Annotated in this window: 16 protein-coding genes and 1 other annotated feature; of the genes, 4 read left to right on the forward strand and 12 right to left on the reverse strand. The window is 60.7% G+C overall.

The genetic code is table 11. The features are described 5' to 3' along the window. Positions 1-56: 56 nt before the first annotated feature. Genes PAE61_RS16600 through PAE61_RS16610 form a run of 3 tightly spaced genes read right to left on the reverse strand, consistent with a single transcriptional unit; the run spans position 57 to position 3,237 of the window. Positions 57-1,313 (reverse strand): ABC transporter substrate-binding protein, encoded by a 1,257-nt coding sequence (locus PAE61_RS16600; RefSeq protein ID WP_271113446.1) that lies wholly within the window; start codon positions 1,311-1,313, stop codon positions 57-59. Between the two features lie 38 nt (positions 1,314-1,351). Continuing rightward, the gene (locus tag PAE61_RS16605) at positions 1,352-2,518 is read right to left on the reverse strand and encodes a PLP-dependent transferase (RefSeq protein ID WP_271113447.1); all 1,167 of its coding nucleotides are present in this window, start codon (positions 2,516-2,518) and stop codon (positions 1,352-1,354) included. Further along, positions 2,515-3,237: a FadR/GntR family transcriptional regulator gene (locus tag PAE61_RS16610; RefSeq protein WP_271113448.1), complete on the reverse strand. Its 723-nt coding sequence runs from the start codon at positions 3,235-3,237 to the stop codon at positions 2,515-2,517. Before PAE61_RS16610 ends, PAE61_RS16605 begins: the two co-directional genes overlap by 4 nt. A 209-nt stretch (positions 3,238-3,446) precedes the next feature. Then, positions 3,447-3,502 (forward strand) — a sequence feature (sul1 is cis-regulatory element that is thought to sense ions involved in sulfur or methionine metabolism; They are found in Alphaproteobacteria). 68 nt (positions 3,503-3,570) lie between these two features. On the opposite strand from PAE61_RS16610, the gene PAE61_RS16615 reads away from it, so the two are divergent. Both PAE61_RS16615 and PAE61_RS16620 read left to right on the forward strand, forming a co-directional pair. Then, positions 3,571-5,064 carry a SulP family inorganic anion transporter gene (locus PAE61_RS16615; RefSeq protein WP_271113449.1) on the forward strand — a complete coding sequence of 498 codons (1,494 nt, stop codon included), beginning with the start codon at positions 3,571-3,573 and terminating at the stop codon, positions 5,062-5,064. 11 nt (positions 5,065-5,075) lie between these two features. Continuing rightward, positions 5,076-5,927 carry a universal stress protein gene (locus PAE61_RS16620; RefSeq protein ID WP_271113450.1) on the forward strand — a complete coding sequence of 284 codons (852 nt, stop codon included), beginning with the start codon at positions 5,076-5,078 and terminating at the stop codon, positions 5,925-5,927. 9 nt (positions 5,928-5,936) lie between these two features. Here the strand turns inward: PAE61_RS16620 and mog are convergent, their stop codons facing one another. Further along, on the reverse strand, positions 5,937-6,476 hold the full coding sequence (gene mog / locus PAE61_RS16625; protein WP_271113451.1) for a molybdopterin adenylyltransferase: 540 nt from the start codon (positions 6,474-6,476) through the stop codon (positions 5,937-5,939). Positions 6,477-6,925: 449 nt separating this feature from the next. On the opposite strand from mog, the gene PAE61_RS16630 reads away from it, so the two are divergent. Further along, a protein-coding gene (locus PAE61_RS16630) for an IS5 family transposase (RefSeq protein ID WP_271112270.1) occupies positions 6,926-7,683 on the forward strand; the annotation gives its coding sequence in 2 pieces (ribosomal slippage) (positions 6,926-7,262 and positions 7,262-7,683; 759 coding nt in all). A gap of 265 nt (positions 7,684-7,948) precedes the next feature. On the opposite strand, the gene PAE61_RS16635 is transcribed toward PAE61_RS16630, so the two are convergent. After that, positions 7,949-9,169 (reverse strand): argininosuccinate synthase, encoded by a 1,221-nt coding sequence (locus PAE61_RS16635; RefSeq protein ID WP_271113452.1) that lies wholly within the window; start codon positions 9,167-9,169, stop codon positions 7,949-7,951. 130 nt (positions 9,170-9,299) lie between these two features. Between PAE61_RS16635 and PAE61_RS16640 the strand changes: the two genes are divergently transcribed. Then, positions 9,300-9,635, forward strand: a complete 336-nt coding sequence (locus tag PAE61_RS16640; protein WP_271113453.1) for an Hpt domain-containing protein — start codon at positions 9,300-9,302, stop codon at positions 9,633-9,635. Positions 9,636-9,677: 42 nt separating this feature from the next. Here PAE61_RS16640 and ilvA read toward each other — a convergent pair whose 3' ends face one another. The 7 genes from ilvA to PAE61_RS16675 all read right to left on the reverse strand — a co-directional run bounded on the left by ilvA (position 9,678) and on the right by PAE61_RS16675 (position 16,547). Then, positions 9,678-10,928, reverse strand: a complete 1,251-nt coding sequence (ilvA, locus tag PAE61_RS16645; RefSeq protein ID WP_271113454.1) for a threonine ammonia-lyase IlvA — start codon at positions 10,926-10,928, stop codon at positions 9,678-9,680. A gap of 181 nt (positions 10,929-11,109) precedes the next feature. Further along, entirely contained in the window at positions 11,110-11,496 is a 387-nt protein-coding gene (locus PAE61_RS16650; RefSeq protein ID WP_271113455.1) for a hypothetical protein, read from the reverse strand. A 254-nt stretch (positions 11,497-11,750) separates the two neighbouring features. Next, on the reverse strand, positions 11,751-12,932 hold the full coding sequence (locus PAE61_RS16655) for an acetyl-CoA C-acyltransferase family protein (protein ID WP_271113456.1): 1,182 nt from the start codon (positions 12,930-12,932) through the stop codon (positions 11,751-11,753). Between the two features lie 101 nt (positions 12,933-13,033). Further along, entirely contained in the window at positions 13,034-13,960 is a 927-nt protein-coding gene (locus PAE61_RS16660) for an AEC family transporter (protein WP_271113457.1), read from the reverse strand. Between the two features lie 131 nt (positions 13,961-14,091). After that, positions 14,092-15,015 (reverse strand): oxygen-dependent tRNA uridine(34) hydroxylase TrhO, encoded by a 924-nt coding sequence (gene trhO, locus PAE61_RS16665; protein ID WP_271113458.1) that lies wholly within the window; start codon positions 15,013-15,015, stop codon positions 14,092-14,094. Between the two features lie 36 nt (positions 15,016-15,051). Continuing rightward, the gene (locus PAE61_RS16670; RefSeq protein WP_271113459.1) at positions 15,052-16,332 is read right to left on the reverse strand and encodes an SLC13 family permease; all 1,281 of its coding nucleotides are present in this window, start codon (positions 16,330-16,332) and stop codon (positions 15,052-15,054) included. After that, a complete protein-coding gene (locus PAE61_RS16675; RefSeq protein WP_271113460.1) occupies positions 16,305-16,547 on the reverse strand; it encodes an anion permease in 243 nt (80 codons plus the stop codon). Before PAE61_RS16675 ends, PAE61_RS16670 begins: the two co-directional genes overlap by 28 nt. Between the last annotated feature and the right edge of the window lie 14 nt (positions 16,548-16,561).

Genomic DNA, 16,561 nt, shown 5'->3' on the forward strand with positions numbered 1-16,561 from the left:
ATTTTCCGTTGCTGGCCGGGCGCGATACGCCCGGCTGCGTTCCGACGGGTAGAGGCTTATTCCGACATCGCCTTTTGTTGCGCTTTGGTCAGATACTCTGCCCATTGCGTTGCCAGCTCTTGCGGTGTGATCTCACCAAGCAGTGCCTGCTGCCCCGTGGAAATCGCCATCGAGTCCTTGAAGAAGGCGAACTCCTCAAGATGGCTCGGCATGACGGTCGGCACGATATTCTCATCGGACAGCCCGTCGAACCAGCCCTTGAAGGCCGGGCTGGCGTAGAACTCATCCTGTTCGGCGGATTTCAGGACCGGCAGAGCACCGATGGTCTTGTTCCAAGCGATATTCCCCTCGGGGCCCTCAAGCGCCGCGATCAGCTTCCACGACAGATCCTTGTGTTCAGAGGCCGCCATCATCGACCAGCCTGCAAAGCCGATTGTCGGAAAGGCCTTCCCATCCGGTCCCTTGGGCATGGGAACGACACCGAACTGATCTTCGGACATACGCTCGGCAATGGCGATCAGTGCGTCAGGGTCCTGATCCAGAAAAGCGCAGGTGCCGGAATAGAACCCGGCTACGATTTCATTGAATCCCCAATTCACGCTGTCCTTCGGTGCCAGCCCATCCTTATAGAGATTCACATACCACTCGATCCCTTTGGTCCAGCCTTCGCTGTCCATTGTCGAAACGCCGTCTTCGGTGAAGTAGCTGTTATCGCCTGCCATCGTCGCGGCGGCCATCATCCAGCCATTCAGCCCGCCCGGGCCGCCGCGCATGCAGTAACCCGACTTTCCCGGCAGGGCCGAGACGGCTTCGGAGGCGGCGCGAAATTCCTGCAGTGTGGCTGGGGGCTTTGCACCGGCTTCGGCAAGCAATTCCTTATTGTAGAACAAGGCCCGCAGATAGAAGCCGTAGGGCAGCATATAGGCGGTGTCGTCGATGGTGCGGCCAAGTTCTAAGGCGCGAGCGGTCAGATCCGGCGTATATTCCCATTCCGCAAGATAGAGCTCCAAGCTTTCCAGCAGGCCGTTATTTGCATAGAGCGACAGCCAGGTATCGGGCATTTCCACCACGTCGGGCACGTCTCCGGCAGAGACCATCGTGGCGAATTTCTGAAACGCCTCGCCCCAGGGCAGGGAAATGATCTCGACCGTGGTGCCGGGATTGGCGGCTTCGAATCCTGCGACGATTTCTTTCAGCGTTTCGGTCCGTGCCGGGCTGGTGATCACCTCGACCATCCGAAGCGTGGTTTCGGCGTGCGCCGTACCCGTCGCCGCGATCAGGGCCAAAATACCCGCGCTGATCTGTTTTTTCATGTCCTTCTCCCTTGATTTGCAGTTCTGCCTGCTGCCCGTCACCGGGCGCTTTTATCGGCGGCGCTGATCGCCGCTTTCAGATCGGTCCAGAGAGCCTCCGTTCCCTCAAGCCCGACATGCAGCCGTACCGAATGTGCCGAGATGCCGAATTCTCTGGCGGCATTCGGCCTAGCCTGCTGGCTCAGCATGACCTCTCCCGGTACGATAAGGCTTTCATGGCCGCCCCAACTCACGCCCAGCCTGAACAGCTTCAAGGCGTCACAGAAGCTGCGAATATCGATCCTGTCGTGAAACTCGACAGAGAAAAGTCCCGTGGTGCCGCGCAGACCCGGCGGCAAGGGTGCAAGTCCGGGATGCATGACCTTGGCGACGCAATCCAGATCCTGCAATCGCCGCGCGATTTCCAACGCGCTTTCCTGATGCGCCGCCATGCGCAAAGGCAGCGTACGCAGGCCGCGCAGCAGCAGCCAGGCATCCATCGGTGCAATGCGTCCGCCGAGATATGGATAGATTTCGTCCCGCAAATGCGCAATCCGCGCCTCTGGCCCGGCAACGACGCCCGCTACCACATCGCTGTGGCCGCCGATATATTTCGAGGCGGAATGCAGAACCAGATCGGCCCCAAGCGTGATCGGGTTCTGAAAGACCGGAGTCGGCCAGCTATTATCCACGACGGTCATCGCGCCGTGATGCCGCGCCGCATCGCTGAGCCGCGCAATGTCAAGCGGCTCGATCATCCAGCTTGTCGCGCTTTCCAGATACAGCAGTTTCGCGCCGGGAAGCGCATGGGCGACCGCATCGGGATCGGTGCCGTCGACATAATCCACCTGTATTCCCATACGTGCCAGATGCGTACCGAACAGGCGGAACGCATCCGGATAGACGTTCCGGATTGCAAGCACCCGGTCCCCGGTCGAAACATTCCCCAGCACCGCCGCCGAAATCGCCGCCATGCCCGAGGCGAAGGCAATCGCGTCATCGGTCTTTTCCAGACGCGCAATCTTTTCCTCAAATTGCCGGACGGTGGGGTTCAGGCCGCGGCTATAGACCGGTCGCCTGATCTCTCCGCGATAGGTGGCCAACATTTCGTCGAAACTGTCAAAAGTGAACAGCGAGGTCTGCACGATGGGCGGGACAACGGCGGAGAGAATGCTTTCCTCATCATGTGCCGTGATCAGACGCGCGTCATCGTAGCTTTGCGTCATGGGCCCATATCCCTGATATCTTCTTCGACCACGTCGAGGATTTTCCGCGTTTCGGCTGCGGCTGCTTCCGCATCTCCGGCGACGATTGCGTCGAACAGGGTGCGGTGAAACGGGAATGAGCGGGATGCGAAATCATGCCGCCCGAAAGGGCGTTCCCAGAACCGGCCGAAGCGGTCGCGCATCTGTTCCAGAAGCTGCCTGAAAAGAGGATTATGCGCGGCATCATAGATTGCCATGTGGAAGGCGAAATCCGCCGGGCCGCTGCCCTCTTCGCTGTGATGCGTCCGCTCTATCGCCTCCAGAGCGGCACGCATCCGCGTGATATCGCTCTGCGTCCGGCGTCGTGCTGCGGCCATCGAGGCCTCGATTTCGATTCCCCGGCGGACTTCCAGCGTCATCAGAAGCATTTCGGCCAGATTGTCGACCGACAGGCTGAGCGGCATGTAAATCGTATCGGGCGAGACATGCCGGAGCAGATAGGTTCCGGACCCGGCCCTTGATTCGATGATTCCAAGCGCGGAAAGCTGGCTGAACGCCTCACGTATGCTGGAGCGGGCGATTTTCAGCACCATCGAGAACTCCCGCTCGGTGGGCAGGCGGTCGCCGGGCCTGAGATTATGCCGTTTGATATAGCCGGTCAGCGCGTCGAGAACATGCCGCCCTTTGCCCGGAAAGCTGTACACCGACGTTGCATCGTCAAGATCTGAAAAAGGGTTCATTTTCGCTTCAGCCAAAGTGGTCAGACCAATTCTGAGCCAGGATGTTTCACAACGCAACATTAAATACGATGTGTTGACAAAGACTTAACGGACTTATTGCCTTTTTATGGCTAGTTGCCGTCGTCCCGCGCCGGATCACACAGCGCGAAATTCATGGTTGTTCCGGCTTGTGATCCGCTGAAAATTCCCGTTTATCTGCGGCAAATCCGCAAGGACCCGGTGAGATTCCGGGTGGCTCTTCCGGCCGCTTATCCGCCGGACAACCTGACAGAAAACCCAGATCATTCTGCCGGATCTCCTTTTGGCCAGAGCTCCGACAAAGGGTATGAGCTTATGATTTCACTCTCTGACTACCGCAACCAGTGGTTCGGCAATATTCGCGCAGATATTCTTGCCGGCACCGTTGTCGCGCTTGCGCTGATCCCGGAAGCTATCGCTTTCTCGATCATTGCGGGCGTTGATCCGAAAATCGGGTTATATGCCTCGTTCTCCATTGCCGTGTTGATCGCATTTGCCGGAGGACGTCCGGGCATGATCTCTGCCGCGACGGCTGCGACCGCGGTGCTAATGGTGACATTGGTCCGCGATTACGGGCTGGAATATCTGTTTGCGGCAACCGTGCTGGCGGGCATTTTGCAGATCTGCGCGGGGCTGTTGAAGCTGGGGAGGTTTATGCGTTATGTCTCGAAATCGGTCATGACCGGTTTCGTGAACGCGCTGGCGATCCTTATTTTCATGGCGCAACTGCCTGAACTCAACCCCGCCACGCCCGGAGTGGGTTGGCTGACCTATGCGCTTGTCGCGGCGGGGCTGGCGATCATCTATCTGTTTCCTCTGCTGACCCGGGCCGTGCCGTCGCCTCTGGTAACGATTATCGTGCTGACGCTGCTGGTGCTGGCGACTGGCTGGGATGTCCGCACGGTTGGCGACATGGGAGAGTTGCCCGACACATTGCCCGTCTTCCTGATCCCGCAAGTGCCGTTCAGTCTTGAGACGTTCTTCATCATTCTCCCTTACTCGGCGGCCATCGCGGTGGTCGGTCTGCTGGAGAGCCTGATGACACAGAATATCGTCGATGACCTGACTGACACGACATCCAGCCGCGATCAGGAATGTATCGGGCAGGGCATCGCAAATACCGCCACCGGCTTTATCGGCGGCATGGCGGGCTGCGCGATGATCGGGCAGTCGATCATCAATGTGAAATCCGGAGGGCGGGGACGCTTATCCGCCTTTACCGCCGGAGTGCTTCTGCTGATCCTTGTCGTCGGGCTTGGCGATCTGGTTGGCCGGATTCCGATGCCTGCTCTGGTTGCGATCATGATCATGGTGTCCATCGGCACATTCTCATGGTCCTCGATCCGGGCGCTGCGGGTGCATCCGCGTTCATCCTCGATCGTGATGCTGGCAACCGTCGCGACGGTCGTCTACACACATAATCTTGCCTTCGGGGTGCTGGCAGGCGTGCTTCTGTCGGGCATTTTCTTCGCCGCCAAGATCGCGCAGCTTTTCCGTATCTCCTCTTCGCTTTCAAGTGATGGGCGGGTGCGCAGCTATGTCGTCGAAGGCCAGCTTTTCTATGGCTCGACCGAGGATTTTGCCAATGGTTTCGATTTTCAGGAGGTGCTGGACCGGGTCGTTATCGATGTCAGCCTTGCCCATATCTGGGATATAAGCGCCGTGCAGGCGCTGGATATGGTAGTGCTGAAATTCCGGCGCGAGGGTGCCGAGGTCGATGTCGTGGGCATGAACGCGGCCTCGAAGACGCTGGTGGACAGGCTGTCCGTTCAGGACAATCCGGGTGCCATCGCGGCACTTGATCATTGAAGGAAAAGCAGATGGACAGGATTCTCGCATTGTTGGACGGCTCGGCCTATTCCGAGAGCGTTTGCCATCATGCCGCCTGGATTGCGGGAAGACTCGGCGCTGCGGTCGATGCGCTGCATGTGCTCGGTCGCCGTGAGGGCGCTGCATCGGCCGATTTATCCGGCACATTGCGCCTGGGGGCGAGATCGGCGCTGCTGGAAGAACTTTCCGCTCTGGACGCGCAGAGGGCGAAAATTGCGCAGGCTCGCGGATATGCGATTCTGGATGATGCGAAGGCGATTCTGGAAGCGGCCGGAGTGACACAGGTGACCACAAGGCTGCGCCGTGGCGATCTGCTGGACGCATTGCGCGAGGCCGAGGCCGGTTCACGGGCGGTTGTAATCGGGAAACGCGGCGAGGGTGCCGATTTCGCGACGGGTCATCTTGGCTCGAATCTCGAACGGGTGGTGCGCAGCTCCGCCATGCCGATCTTCGTGGCCTCTCGTGAGTTCAGGCCGATTTCCCGGGTTCTGCTTGCTTATGACGCAAGTGCAAGCGCAAAGGCGGCGATTGAGCGAGTTGCGCAAAGCCCGGTATTCCACGGACTCGACCTGCAATTGATCTTCATCGGCGAGGACCGTCCCGATATGCAGGCGCAGCTTACGGAAGCGGCTGGTTTCCTGCGCCAGAACGGCTTGCAGGCAAGCGTCAGGATCGAGTCCGGAGAACCGGAACATCGGCTTGCACAGCTGGTCTCGACTGAGGGATACGACCTTCTGGTCATGGGTGCGCATGGTCACAGCCGCATCCGCAACCTGATCATCGGCTTGACAACGACCGCGATGATTCAAGCGGTCAGGATTCCGGTTTTACTGTATCGCTAACCGGCTGGTTCACTTTGGTTTTGGCCGGAATGCCTCGATTTTCGTGGGGTCGGTTTCGATATAGGCCGCGCCGAGAAGGTCGAGGCAATAGGGCACTGCTGCGAAGACCGCGTTCAGGCATGTGGCGATGGCTGAGGGCTTGCCGGGGATCGTAATTATCAAGGTTTTCCTGATGCTTACGGCGGTCTGGCGCGAGAGGATTGCGGTCGGGACCTCGCGCAGCGAGGCGCGGCGCATTTCTTCGCCGAAACCGGGATATTCGCGTTCTGCGACGTCGGAAACGGCCTCTGGCGTCAGGTCGCGGGGGGCGGGGCCGGTGCCGCCGGTGACGAGGATCAGGTCGGCGAATTCGGCCAGTTCGCGCAGTTTTGCGGCGGTGCTTTCGCGCCCGTCGGGGACGATGGCGCGGGTGATTTCTACAGGAGAAACAATGACTTCTCGTATCCATGCCTCAGCGCCGGGGCCGCCCTTGTCTTCATATTCGCCCGACGCGGCGCGGTCCGAGACGGTGAGGATGGCGATGCGGGCGGGGCGGGTTGGGTCACTCATGAAGCGCAGTCTGGCCGCAGCGGCGGCGAAGCGCAACGGGGTGCGTGCGCAGGGTGTTGCGCGGCGGCAGGGTTAGGCGAGATTGGGCCTGCAAATGCCGGGATTTTGGGGTGCACAGGGCGTACACCGTGCGTACACAGGCTGTACATATCGCGTACATACGAATTTTGGACGGGGCGTGGTGTTTTGGGTGGCCTGCCGGGCGGGGCTCAGGCGGACTTCTGGGCGGTGGGCGGTGGGCGGAAGCCCGCGCTATGGTGGCATGCTTTTCCGCCCCCTGATCTCCTCATCCTTGGAGACCAGCAAACGTCAGATCGTAGCTTCCGTCGCTTCCCGACCTCAGGGAAGTAACTCAGCTCACTTGCGAAACCAAAGCGAACTTCCTAGGCTCCAGACCCATTGATTTCGGGCTGTTTGCGTGATTCAGGCTCTGCAAGGAGACCTGATTTATGAGCAACCTTTTCTGGCTGACTGACGCGCAGATGGAGCGTCTGAAACCCTATTTCCCGAAATCCCACGGCAAGCCACGCGTTGACGACCGGCGTGTGCTGAGCGGCATAATATTCATCAATCGTAATGGCTTGCGATGGTGCGACGCGCCGACGGACTACGGCCCCGCCAAGACGCTCTACAACCGCTGGAAGCGCTGGAGCGAGAACGGGACCTTCGCCCGGATCATGGTGGGCCTCGCCGCCGAGAGCGCCGAACACAATACGATCATGATCGACGCGACCTATCTGAAAGCGCACCGCACGGCCTCGAGCCTGCGGATCAAAAAAGGGGGCGCGGGCGCCAGATCGGGCGAACGAAAGGCGGCATGAACACGAAACTGCACGCCGTCACCGACGCGAAGGGCCGCCCGATAGGGTTCTTCATGTCCGCCGGACAAGTCAGTGATTACACCGGGGCAGCGGCACTTCTGAACAGCCTGCCGGAGGCGGATTGGCTGCTGGCCGATCGGGGCTATGATGCCGACTGGTTCAGAGATGCCTTGAAAAACAAGGGGATAAAGGTTTGCATCCCGGGTCGGAAGTCGCGCAAGAAACCCGTCAAATACGACAAGCGGCGATACAAACGCCGCAACCGCATCGAAATCATGTTCGGCCGACTCAAGGATTGGAGGCGCGTCGCCACCCGATACGACCGTTGCCCCGAGACCTTCTTCTCTGCAATCCTGCTCGCCGCGACCGTCATCTTCTGGTTATGATCAAGAACGAGTCCTGAGCCTAGCCCTATCAACTCACCGCCCGGAAATCCTTCCCGCGGCTAAACGGATTCGGCTGAAGAGTTTTATCTCGTCGCAAGCCGGGGAGATTCGGACAAGCAAAGCCGTTTCACTGGAGCCCCAGATCATGTCGGTGCTTGCGTCAAGCGGAGAGGGGTCGCAGCGCCAAGGTAGAACGATAGCTCAGGGCCGGAATCGGAAGTTCGCCGTGAGGTGCGCGAAGGTCCGCTATGGCCCTATTCCCTCCTCAAACCCGCCCATTCCGCGCCGCAATCAGCTTCAACCGCAACGCATTCAGCCGGATGAACCCTGCCGCGTCCTTCTGGTCATAGGCGCCGGCGTCGTCCTCGAAGGTGACATGGGCCTCGGAATACAGAGAGTGCTCGGACCAGCGGCCGACGGTGTGGGCGCTGCCTTTGTAGAGTTTCAGCCGCACGGTTCCGGTGACGTGTTCCTGCGATTTGTCGATGGCGGCTTGCAGCATCTCGCGCTCGGGCGAGAACCAGAAGCCGTTATAGATCAGCTCGGCATAGCGGGGCATGAGGCTGTCCTTCAGATGGCCCGCGCCCGCGTCCAGCGTGATCTGTTCGATGCCGCGATGGGCCTCCAGCAGGATGGTGCCGCCGGGGGTTTCGTAGATGCCGCGGGACTTCATACCGACAAAGCGGTTTTCGACGAAATCGAGACGGCCGATGCCGTGTTTGCGGCCGAGATCGTTCAGCTCTGTCAGGATGGTCGCGGGGGACATCTGCTGGCCGTTGATGGCCACGGCGTCGCCGCGTTCAAAGGTGATCTCGATATGTTCGGGCTGATCGGGCGCGTCCACGGGGTTGACGGTGCGCTGATAGACGTAATCGGGGGCCTCGACCGCGGGATCTTCCAGCGCCTTGCCTTCGCTGCTGGTGTGCAGGAGGTTGGCGTCCACGCTGAACGGGGCCTCGCCGCGCTTGTCCTTGGCGATGGGGATCTGGTGCTCCTCGGCGAATTCGATCAGCTTGGTGCGGCTGGACAGGTTCCATTCGCGCCAGGGGGCGATGACGCGGATATTGGGGTCGAGCGCGTAGCAGGACAGCTCGAACCGGACCTGATCGTTGCCCTTGCCGGTGGCGCCGTGGGCGACGGCATCGGCGCCGTGCTGGCGGGCGATTTCCACCAGCCGTTTCGAGATCAGCGGGCGGGCGATGGAGGTGCCGAGGAGGTAGAGGCCCTCATAGACGGCATTGGCGCGGAACATCGGGAAGACGAAATCGCGGACGAATTCCTCGCGCAGGTCGTCGATATGGATGTGCTCGGGCCTGATGCCGAGGAGTTCGGCCTTTTGCCGCGCGGGTTCCAGTTCCTCTCCCTGACCGAGATCGGCGGTGAAGGTGATCACCTCGCAGCCATATTCGGTCTGCAGCCATTTCAGGATGATCGAGGTGTCGAGGCCCCCGGAATAGGCGAGGACGACTTTCTTCGGCGCGGTCATGGTCGGATCCTTTCTTATTTCGCACCGGATTATGCGGTTTTGCCGGGCCTCACAAGGGTTTGGAGGGCGTTAACACAGCATTATGCGCGGTGATATATGTTGGGACCTGCGGCGCGAATCGGGTATTGTGATGATTGACTGGATCAGGGTGCAGACTCTGCAGGAGGAGTTGGGCGAGGCGGATTTTCCGCCCGTCGTCGAACTTTTTCTGGATGAGATCGAAAGCACCGTGATGCGGTTGCGACACAGCGATCCGGATCAGCTTGAGAGCGATCTGCATTTCCTGAAGGGTTGTGCGGGGAATCTGGGCTTCCGCAAATTCCGTGAGCTTTGTGTGAGGGGAGAGGCGCAGCTTCGCGAAGGCGGATCGGATCAGGTCGATCTGGGGGCGGTGCTGGATTGCTATGCCGCGACCAAGAAGGAATTCGTCGGACGCATGCCCGGACGGTATAGCGGGGTGGCCTGAGGACGGATTATCCCGGATCGCAGGCGCAGCGCCCGCCAGCTCTCAGATCAGGAACTGCGCCAGAAGATCGTCATTGGTGATATCGCGACAGGCAAAGCCCGACGCGTCCAGCTTTTTCGTCAGTGCGGTCAGATTGGCCGGGTCGGTGGTCTCGATACCGATCAGGACCGAGCCGAAATTGCGGGCGGATTTCTTCAGATATTCGAACCGGGCGATATCGTCATGCGGCCCCAGCATCTCAAGGAAATCGCGCAGGGCTCCGGGGCGTTGAGGCAGACGCAGGATGAAATATTTCTTGATTCCCGCATATCGCTGAGCCCGTTCCTTCACCTCGGGCAGACGCTCGAAGTCGAAATTCCCGCCCGAGACAATGCAGACAACGCGCTTGCCGGCCAGTTCGCCTGCCGCGTGGAGATCCTGTAGCACGTCGATGGACAAGGCCCCCGCGGGCTCCAGCACGATGCCTTCGACATTCAGCATATCCAGCATGGTGATGCAGAGCCTGTCCTCGGGCGGGGTCAGAACCTGATCGGGCGAGAAGCCGCGCAGCCGGGCAAAGGGCAGATCGCCGATCCGCGCAACGGCAGCGCCATCGACGAAGCTGTCCACCTTGTCCAGCGTCACCTGAAATCCCGATTCCAGCGAGGTTTTCAGGCTGGTCCCACCCATAGGCTCTGCAAAAACAAAGCCGGTCGAGGGAGATTCCGCGCCGAGATAGCCGGTCACCCCCGCCGACAGCCCGCCCCCGCCCACCGGCAGCACGACCAGATCGGCAGCGCCCGGAAGCTGGTCCATGATCTCATGCGCAACCGTCGCCTGACCCTCGATCACATCGGCGGAATCGAAGGGCGACAGGAAGGCGGCCGCATGTTCCGCCGCGAAATGCTGGGACGCCGCAAGCGTCTGGTCGAAATAATCGCCGGTCAGCACGATTTCGACGCTGTCTCCGCCGAAAATGCGGGTCTTGGCGATCTTCTGCTGCGGTGTCGTGACCGGCATGAAAATCGTGCCCCGAGCGCCGAAGTGCCGACAGGCGAAGGCCATGCCCTGAGCATGATTTCCCGCGCTCGCACAGACGAAATGCCGGGTGCTGCCTGCTGCGATGGCCTTGCGCATGGCATTGAACGCACCACGCAGCTTATAGCTGCGCACCGGCGTCAGATCCTCGCGCTTCAGCCAGATCTCGGTGCCGTAACGTGCCGAGAGATGTTCGTTCAGTTGCAGCGGCGTGGCCGGAAACAGATCGCGCAGCGCCTTTTCGGCAGTGGCGACGGCGGCGGTGAAATCACTCATGCGGGCCTCGATGAAAACCGGGGGTCAGCGATGGCATGAAGAACGGGGCGGGTCAATGCAGAGAAGATCGGCTCTACGACGAAGCGGATTGCAAGCGGTGTGGGGTGGAAGGTGAAGGCAACTGTAAGAATATTGCCGATATCGGCATTGCCCTATCCTTCGGCAGTAGCAGGATGATGGGCTATTTTGTGAAAACCTGCCCCCATAAAATCACCGCCCCGAGAATAGCTGCAGCTTGAGAAATGCGCTTGAGAGTCACAAGCTTTTCGTTGTTCGGAAACTGGTGAGCCAGCCAGCCACCGATTGCGCCGCCAGTAAATGCAAAAATCAGGCCGAGGATAATTGCTTTCCAGCTTTCCCAGAACATCAGGCCGAACAGTAAAGCGGAAAAGTACGCGATAATTGTGAAGCCTGCTAAAATGCTCAAAGGAATCCAAGCACCATTTTGGGGCTGTGCAATATCCATATTAACGCTGACCGTCTTTTCCTGACGTAAGCTAGAAGACATTGCCCCAAAGAATAAGACAGCGGCCATGATGATCAGAGAAAGCAGAAACGTTGAATTCATTTTAACTCTCTTCCCCCAGAATGGCCCCCTTGTCATCCAGCAGAAAGGCGGTTGAAGGAAACAGACGATGGCCCGGAACGATTTGGCGTATTGTCGGCAAGCTTAACCGGCAGACGAATGGTTGCATAGGGTTAGCAAGCCGCGACCGGTCCGAGTGTCATGAAAGCGGAGCAAGATGCATCGCCCCGCACTGCAATTCTTTGCCAGTCCGGACAGGCAAGCATTTGCCCGCCCGGAGAGATTGGCGGCTTCTATCAGATCCGCTCAATCGCCAGCGCAATGCCCTGACCGCCGCCGATGCACATGGTGATGATGGCGCGTTTTCCGTTGATGCGGTCCAGTTCATACATGGCTTTGACGGTGATGATCGCGCCGGTGGCGCCGACCGGGTGGCCGAGTGCGATGGCGCCGCCATTCGGGTTCACCTTTGCCGGGTCAAGGCCGAGTTCCTTGTTCACCGCAAGGGCCTGTGCGGCGAAGGCCTCATTGGATTCGATCACGTCGAAATCCGCGGCGGTCAGCCCGGTTTTCTCCAGCAGTTTCGTCACGGCGGGGACCGGACCGATGCCCATCACCTCGGGGCGGACGCCTGCCACGGCATAGCCCAAAACCCGGAAACGCGGAGTCAGGCCTGCGGCTTTGGCGGCGTCCTCGCGGGCAAGGACGATCGCCGCTGCGCCGTCATTGATCCCCGAGGCGTTGCCCGCCGTGACCGATCCGTCCTTTTTGAAAGCGGGACGCAGACCGGCGAGTTTATCGGCTGAGGTGTCCTTGGGATGCTCATCCGTGTCGAACTGCACCGTGCCTTTGCGGGTCTTGACCTCGACCGGGACGATCTGTTCCCTGAAATAGCCTTCGGCGATGGCTTTGGCGGTGCGGTTCTGGGATTCCAGTGCGAATGCGTCCTGATCCTCACGGGTGATATCGTGCTCACCCGCCACGTTTTCCGCCGTGATCCCCATATGGCCGGTGCCCATCGGGCAGGTCAGTGCGCCGGTCATCATGTCCAGCATCTGTGTATCGCCCATCTTGATGCCGAACCGTGCCTGCTGCACCGCATAGGGCGAACGCGACATTGACTCGGCTCCACCTGCAACAGCGAAATCCGCATCGCCGAGTTGCAGCGACTGTACTGCCGAGACGATGGCCTGAGCGCCCGATCCGCACAGCCGGTTGACGTTCATCGCCGGGGTCGTGTCGGGAATGCCGGCATCCAGCATGGCGACGCGGGAGAGATACATGTCGCGCGGCTCGGTATTGATGACATGGCCGAAGACCACGGTGCCGATCTGATCGGGCGAGGTTCCCGCGCGTTCGAGCGCGGCTTTCGTCACGGTGGCGGCAAGCTCGATCGGCGGAATGGCGGCGAGGCTACCGCCGAATGTGCCAATGGCGGTGCGTGCGCCGGACAGGATGACGATATCGGAATCGGACATGATGGTTCCCCCTGTTGATCCTGCGGCAAGCTTAGGGGGCACGGGTCGTTCTGTATAGGCGCGACACTGCGTCGTTCTGGTCTGTCGGGATGGTAGCAGGCTCAGCCCTGGCCGATCAGATGCATGACGATGGGGATGGTGAACACGCTTGCTGCTGTCGATATCAGGATGGCGGAGGAGACCCTCTGGACGCCGATCCCGAAATATTGCGCCAGCATATAGACATTCCCGGCAACCGGCAGCGCGGCGGCGGCGATCATGACAGAGGCGGCGAAGGGCTCGACGCCGAGCAGCCACGCGGCAAGGCCGACCGCAGCCGGGTGCAGGACCAGCTTCGCGAAGCTGAGCCAGATGGCGACGGCGGGTCTGTCCGCCTGCCGACCGGCGAGGCTGGCTCCGATGGCGAATAACGCGCCGGGCGTGGCGGCGGCTGACAGCATGGTCAGGAACTCCATCGCCGGTCCCGGGATCGGCAGACTGGCCCATGACCAGAAGAGACCGGCCAGCATCGAGACGATCATCGGATTGGCCAGCAACCCGCGCAGCAGCGCCCCGGCCATTGACAGTCGGATCCGCCCGTGCCGCGTCGCGGTCATCAGCAGGGTGATGAGGGTCGAGAACACCACAAGGTCGATAATCAGGACCATCAGCACCGGCCCGGCGGCAGCATTGCCCATCAGGACGACCAGCATCGGCACGCCGAGAAAGCCGGTATTGCCGATGACGCAGCAATGGGCCTCGATCAGGGATATGCCGCTATCCTGTCCGCGGCTGCGCCCTGCGGCGATGCCGATCCCCCAGATCAGCAGCGATCCTGCCAGATAGGCCAAGGCGAAGCGCGGGTCCCAGATCTGGTTGAATTCCAGCGTCGCGGCAAAGCGGAACAGCATCGCCGACAGAGGGAAATAAAACACGAATTTTGTCAGCCAGACCGCGCCTTCGGCTGGGAAAATGCGGCTGCGTGCTGCCGCCCATCCAAGGCCGATCAGCATGAAGAATGGCAGCGTCTTGATAAAAATCGCCAGCATATATGCGGTCCCGCTGGAGGTGTTTCCCCTGACGGGGAGACAAGATCATCCGCAGGGCTAAGTTGCAAGCGAGGGCGGTTCTGTCCGTGACCCGCCCGCCGGGATTGCCGCGCAAGATGCCGGGCCTGCGCTCAGCTTCCGGGTTTTCCGTGAACGGCGCCGATATGATCCTCGCCGCGCTTTTCGGCCAGTTCGACCTGATGCTGACGCTCGCGGAAGCGGGCGCGGTCGGCGTCGGAATATTCTCCGATGCAGCGATAGCAGGAAACGCCTTCCTCATATTCCGGGCGGATCTTGTCATCCGCCGAGAGCGGTCGGCGGCAGGCATGGCACAGCGTATAATCGCCCTGTTTCAGCCCGTGACCGAGGCTGACGCGCTGATCGAAGACGAAGCATTCGCCCTGCCAGCGGCTTTCTTCTTCCGGCACATCCTCCAGATATTTCAGAATTCCGCCTTTCAGGTGAAACACATCCGCGACTCCCTGTGAGAGCAGGTAATTCGTCGATTTTTCACAGCGAATGCCGCCGGTGCAGAACATGGCGATGCGCTTGTTGTGGAAACGATGTGCGTTTTCCTCCCACCATGCGGGGAAATCGCGAAAGGATTTCGTGCCGGGATCGACGGCGCCTTCGAATGTGCCGATGGCGACCTCATAATCGTTGCGCGTGTCGATGACCGCGACATCCTCGGCGGCGATCAGTGCGTTCCAGTCCTGCGGGTCCACATAATGCCCGACGGAGGCCAGAGGGTCCACATCCGGCTGGCCCATCGTGACGATCTCGCGTTTGATCCGGACCTTCATGCGGCCGAAGGGCATGTCCTGTGCAGTGCTTTCCTTCCACACCAGATCCGCGCAGCCGGGCAGGGCACGGATATGGGACAGAACCGCGTCGATGCCCTCGCGGCTGCCGGCGATGGTGCCGTTGATGCCCTCTTGCGCCAGAAGCAATGTGCCGCGCACGCCATTTGCGCAGGCGATACGGGCCAGAGGGGCCTTGAGGGCCTCGGGATCGGGGAAGCGGGTGAAATGGTAAAGCGCGGCGACGGTCAGCATATGCTGGCCTTAACCGCCGCGCCCTTCCGCGTCAAATCATCCGAAGGTGATATTCAGGGCAATTCCGCCCAGAAGATAGATAAACATCGTGATCAGCACGATCCCGACAATGTTCAGCACGAACCCGCCACGAGCCATTTGCCCGATCGTGACGGCCCCGGTCCCGAAGACAATCGCATTTGGAGGCGTCCCGACCGGCAGCATGAAGGCGCAGGTCGCCGCGAAGGCCGCAGGGATCAGCAGCGCCATAGGGTCGACGCCGATCCCGACCGCGACGCCGCCGAGGATCGGGATGAAGGTCGCGGCTGTCGCGGTGTTCGAGGTCACCTCGGTCAGGAACAGGATCAGCGTGACCACCGTCGCCACCAGCATGATCGGAGACAACGCGCCAAGCCCCTGCACCTGCTGACCGAACCACTGGTCAAGCCCGCTGGCGGCAACCGCGCCGGCAAGGCTCAGCCCGCCGCCGAACAGAAGCAGCACGCCCCAGGGCAGGCCGTCCTCGGCATCCTTCCATTCCAGCACCATCGTGGTACGGCCCCGCGCGGGCAGCAGGAACAGCGCGATCCCCGCAGCAATGGCGATGGCGGTATCGTCCAGCAGGCCGAGAGGCCCCAGATTGCTGCCCGTCAGGCTGGTCAGCAGTCCCGGCACCACCCAGAGAAACGCCGCAGAGCAGAACACGATCAGCACCATGCGTTCGCCCTGACTGACCGGGCCGAGTTCGGCGATCTGTTCGTCGATCATGGCCTTGCCGCCGGGGATCTCCTCCAGTTTGAACCTGTACAGTACGTTGGTCATCAGGAACCAGGCAATGACGATGAACACGGCGGCCAGAGGCAGGCCGATCAGCATCCACTGAAGAAACCCGATATCCCGGCCCAGCTCATCGGCCACATAGCCCGCGACGATGGCATTAGGCGGGCTGCCCAGAAGTGTGCCAAGTCCGCCAATCGTCGCCGCCCATGCAATCGCCAGCACAAGGCAGATCCCGAACGCTTTGATATTCGGATCGTCCACCACCTCGCTGATCGTACCGCCAGAGGCCAGTTGCTCGCCGACTTCGGCGCCCTGATCGGTGTTCCGGCTGCGCTCGACCACCAGTGTCAGCACGGAAAGGCCGATAGGCAGCATCATCAGCGTGGTTGCGGTGTTCGACACCCACATCGACAGGAAGGCGGTCGCGATCATCATGCCGAGGATGATCCGTTTCGGCTCTACCCCCACGCGTTTCAGGGTCAGCAGCGCGATGCGGCGGTGCAGATGCCATTTTTCCATCGCGATGGCGATCAGGAAACCGCCGAGGAACAGGAACACGATCGAACTGGCATAGGGGCGGTCGCCTCGCTGACGGTACGCTCGGTCAGCATCGGGATCAGCACGATGGGCAGAAGCGAGGTGGCGGAAAGCGGGATCGCCTCGGACATCCACCAGATCGCCATCAGCGTACCGATGGCCGCGACATTCCGCGCATCCGCCGAGAGGCTGTCGGACGAGCCGAGCAACAGCCACACGATCAGCGCCGCGATCACCCCGGCGGCCCGCA

The organism is Paracoccus aerodenitrificans (assembly GCF_027913215.1).
Lineage (GTDB): Bacteria > Pseudomonadota > Alphaproteobacteria > Rhodobacterales > Rhodobacteraceae > Paracoccus > Paracoccus aerodenitrificans.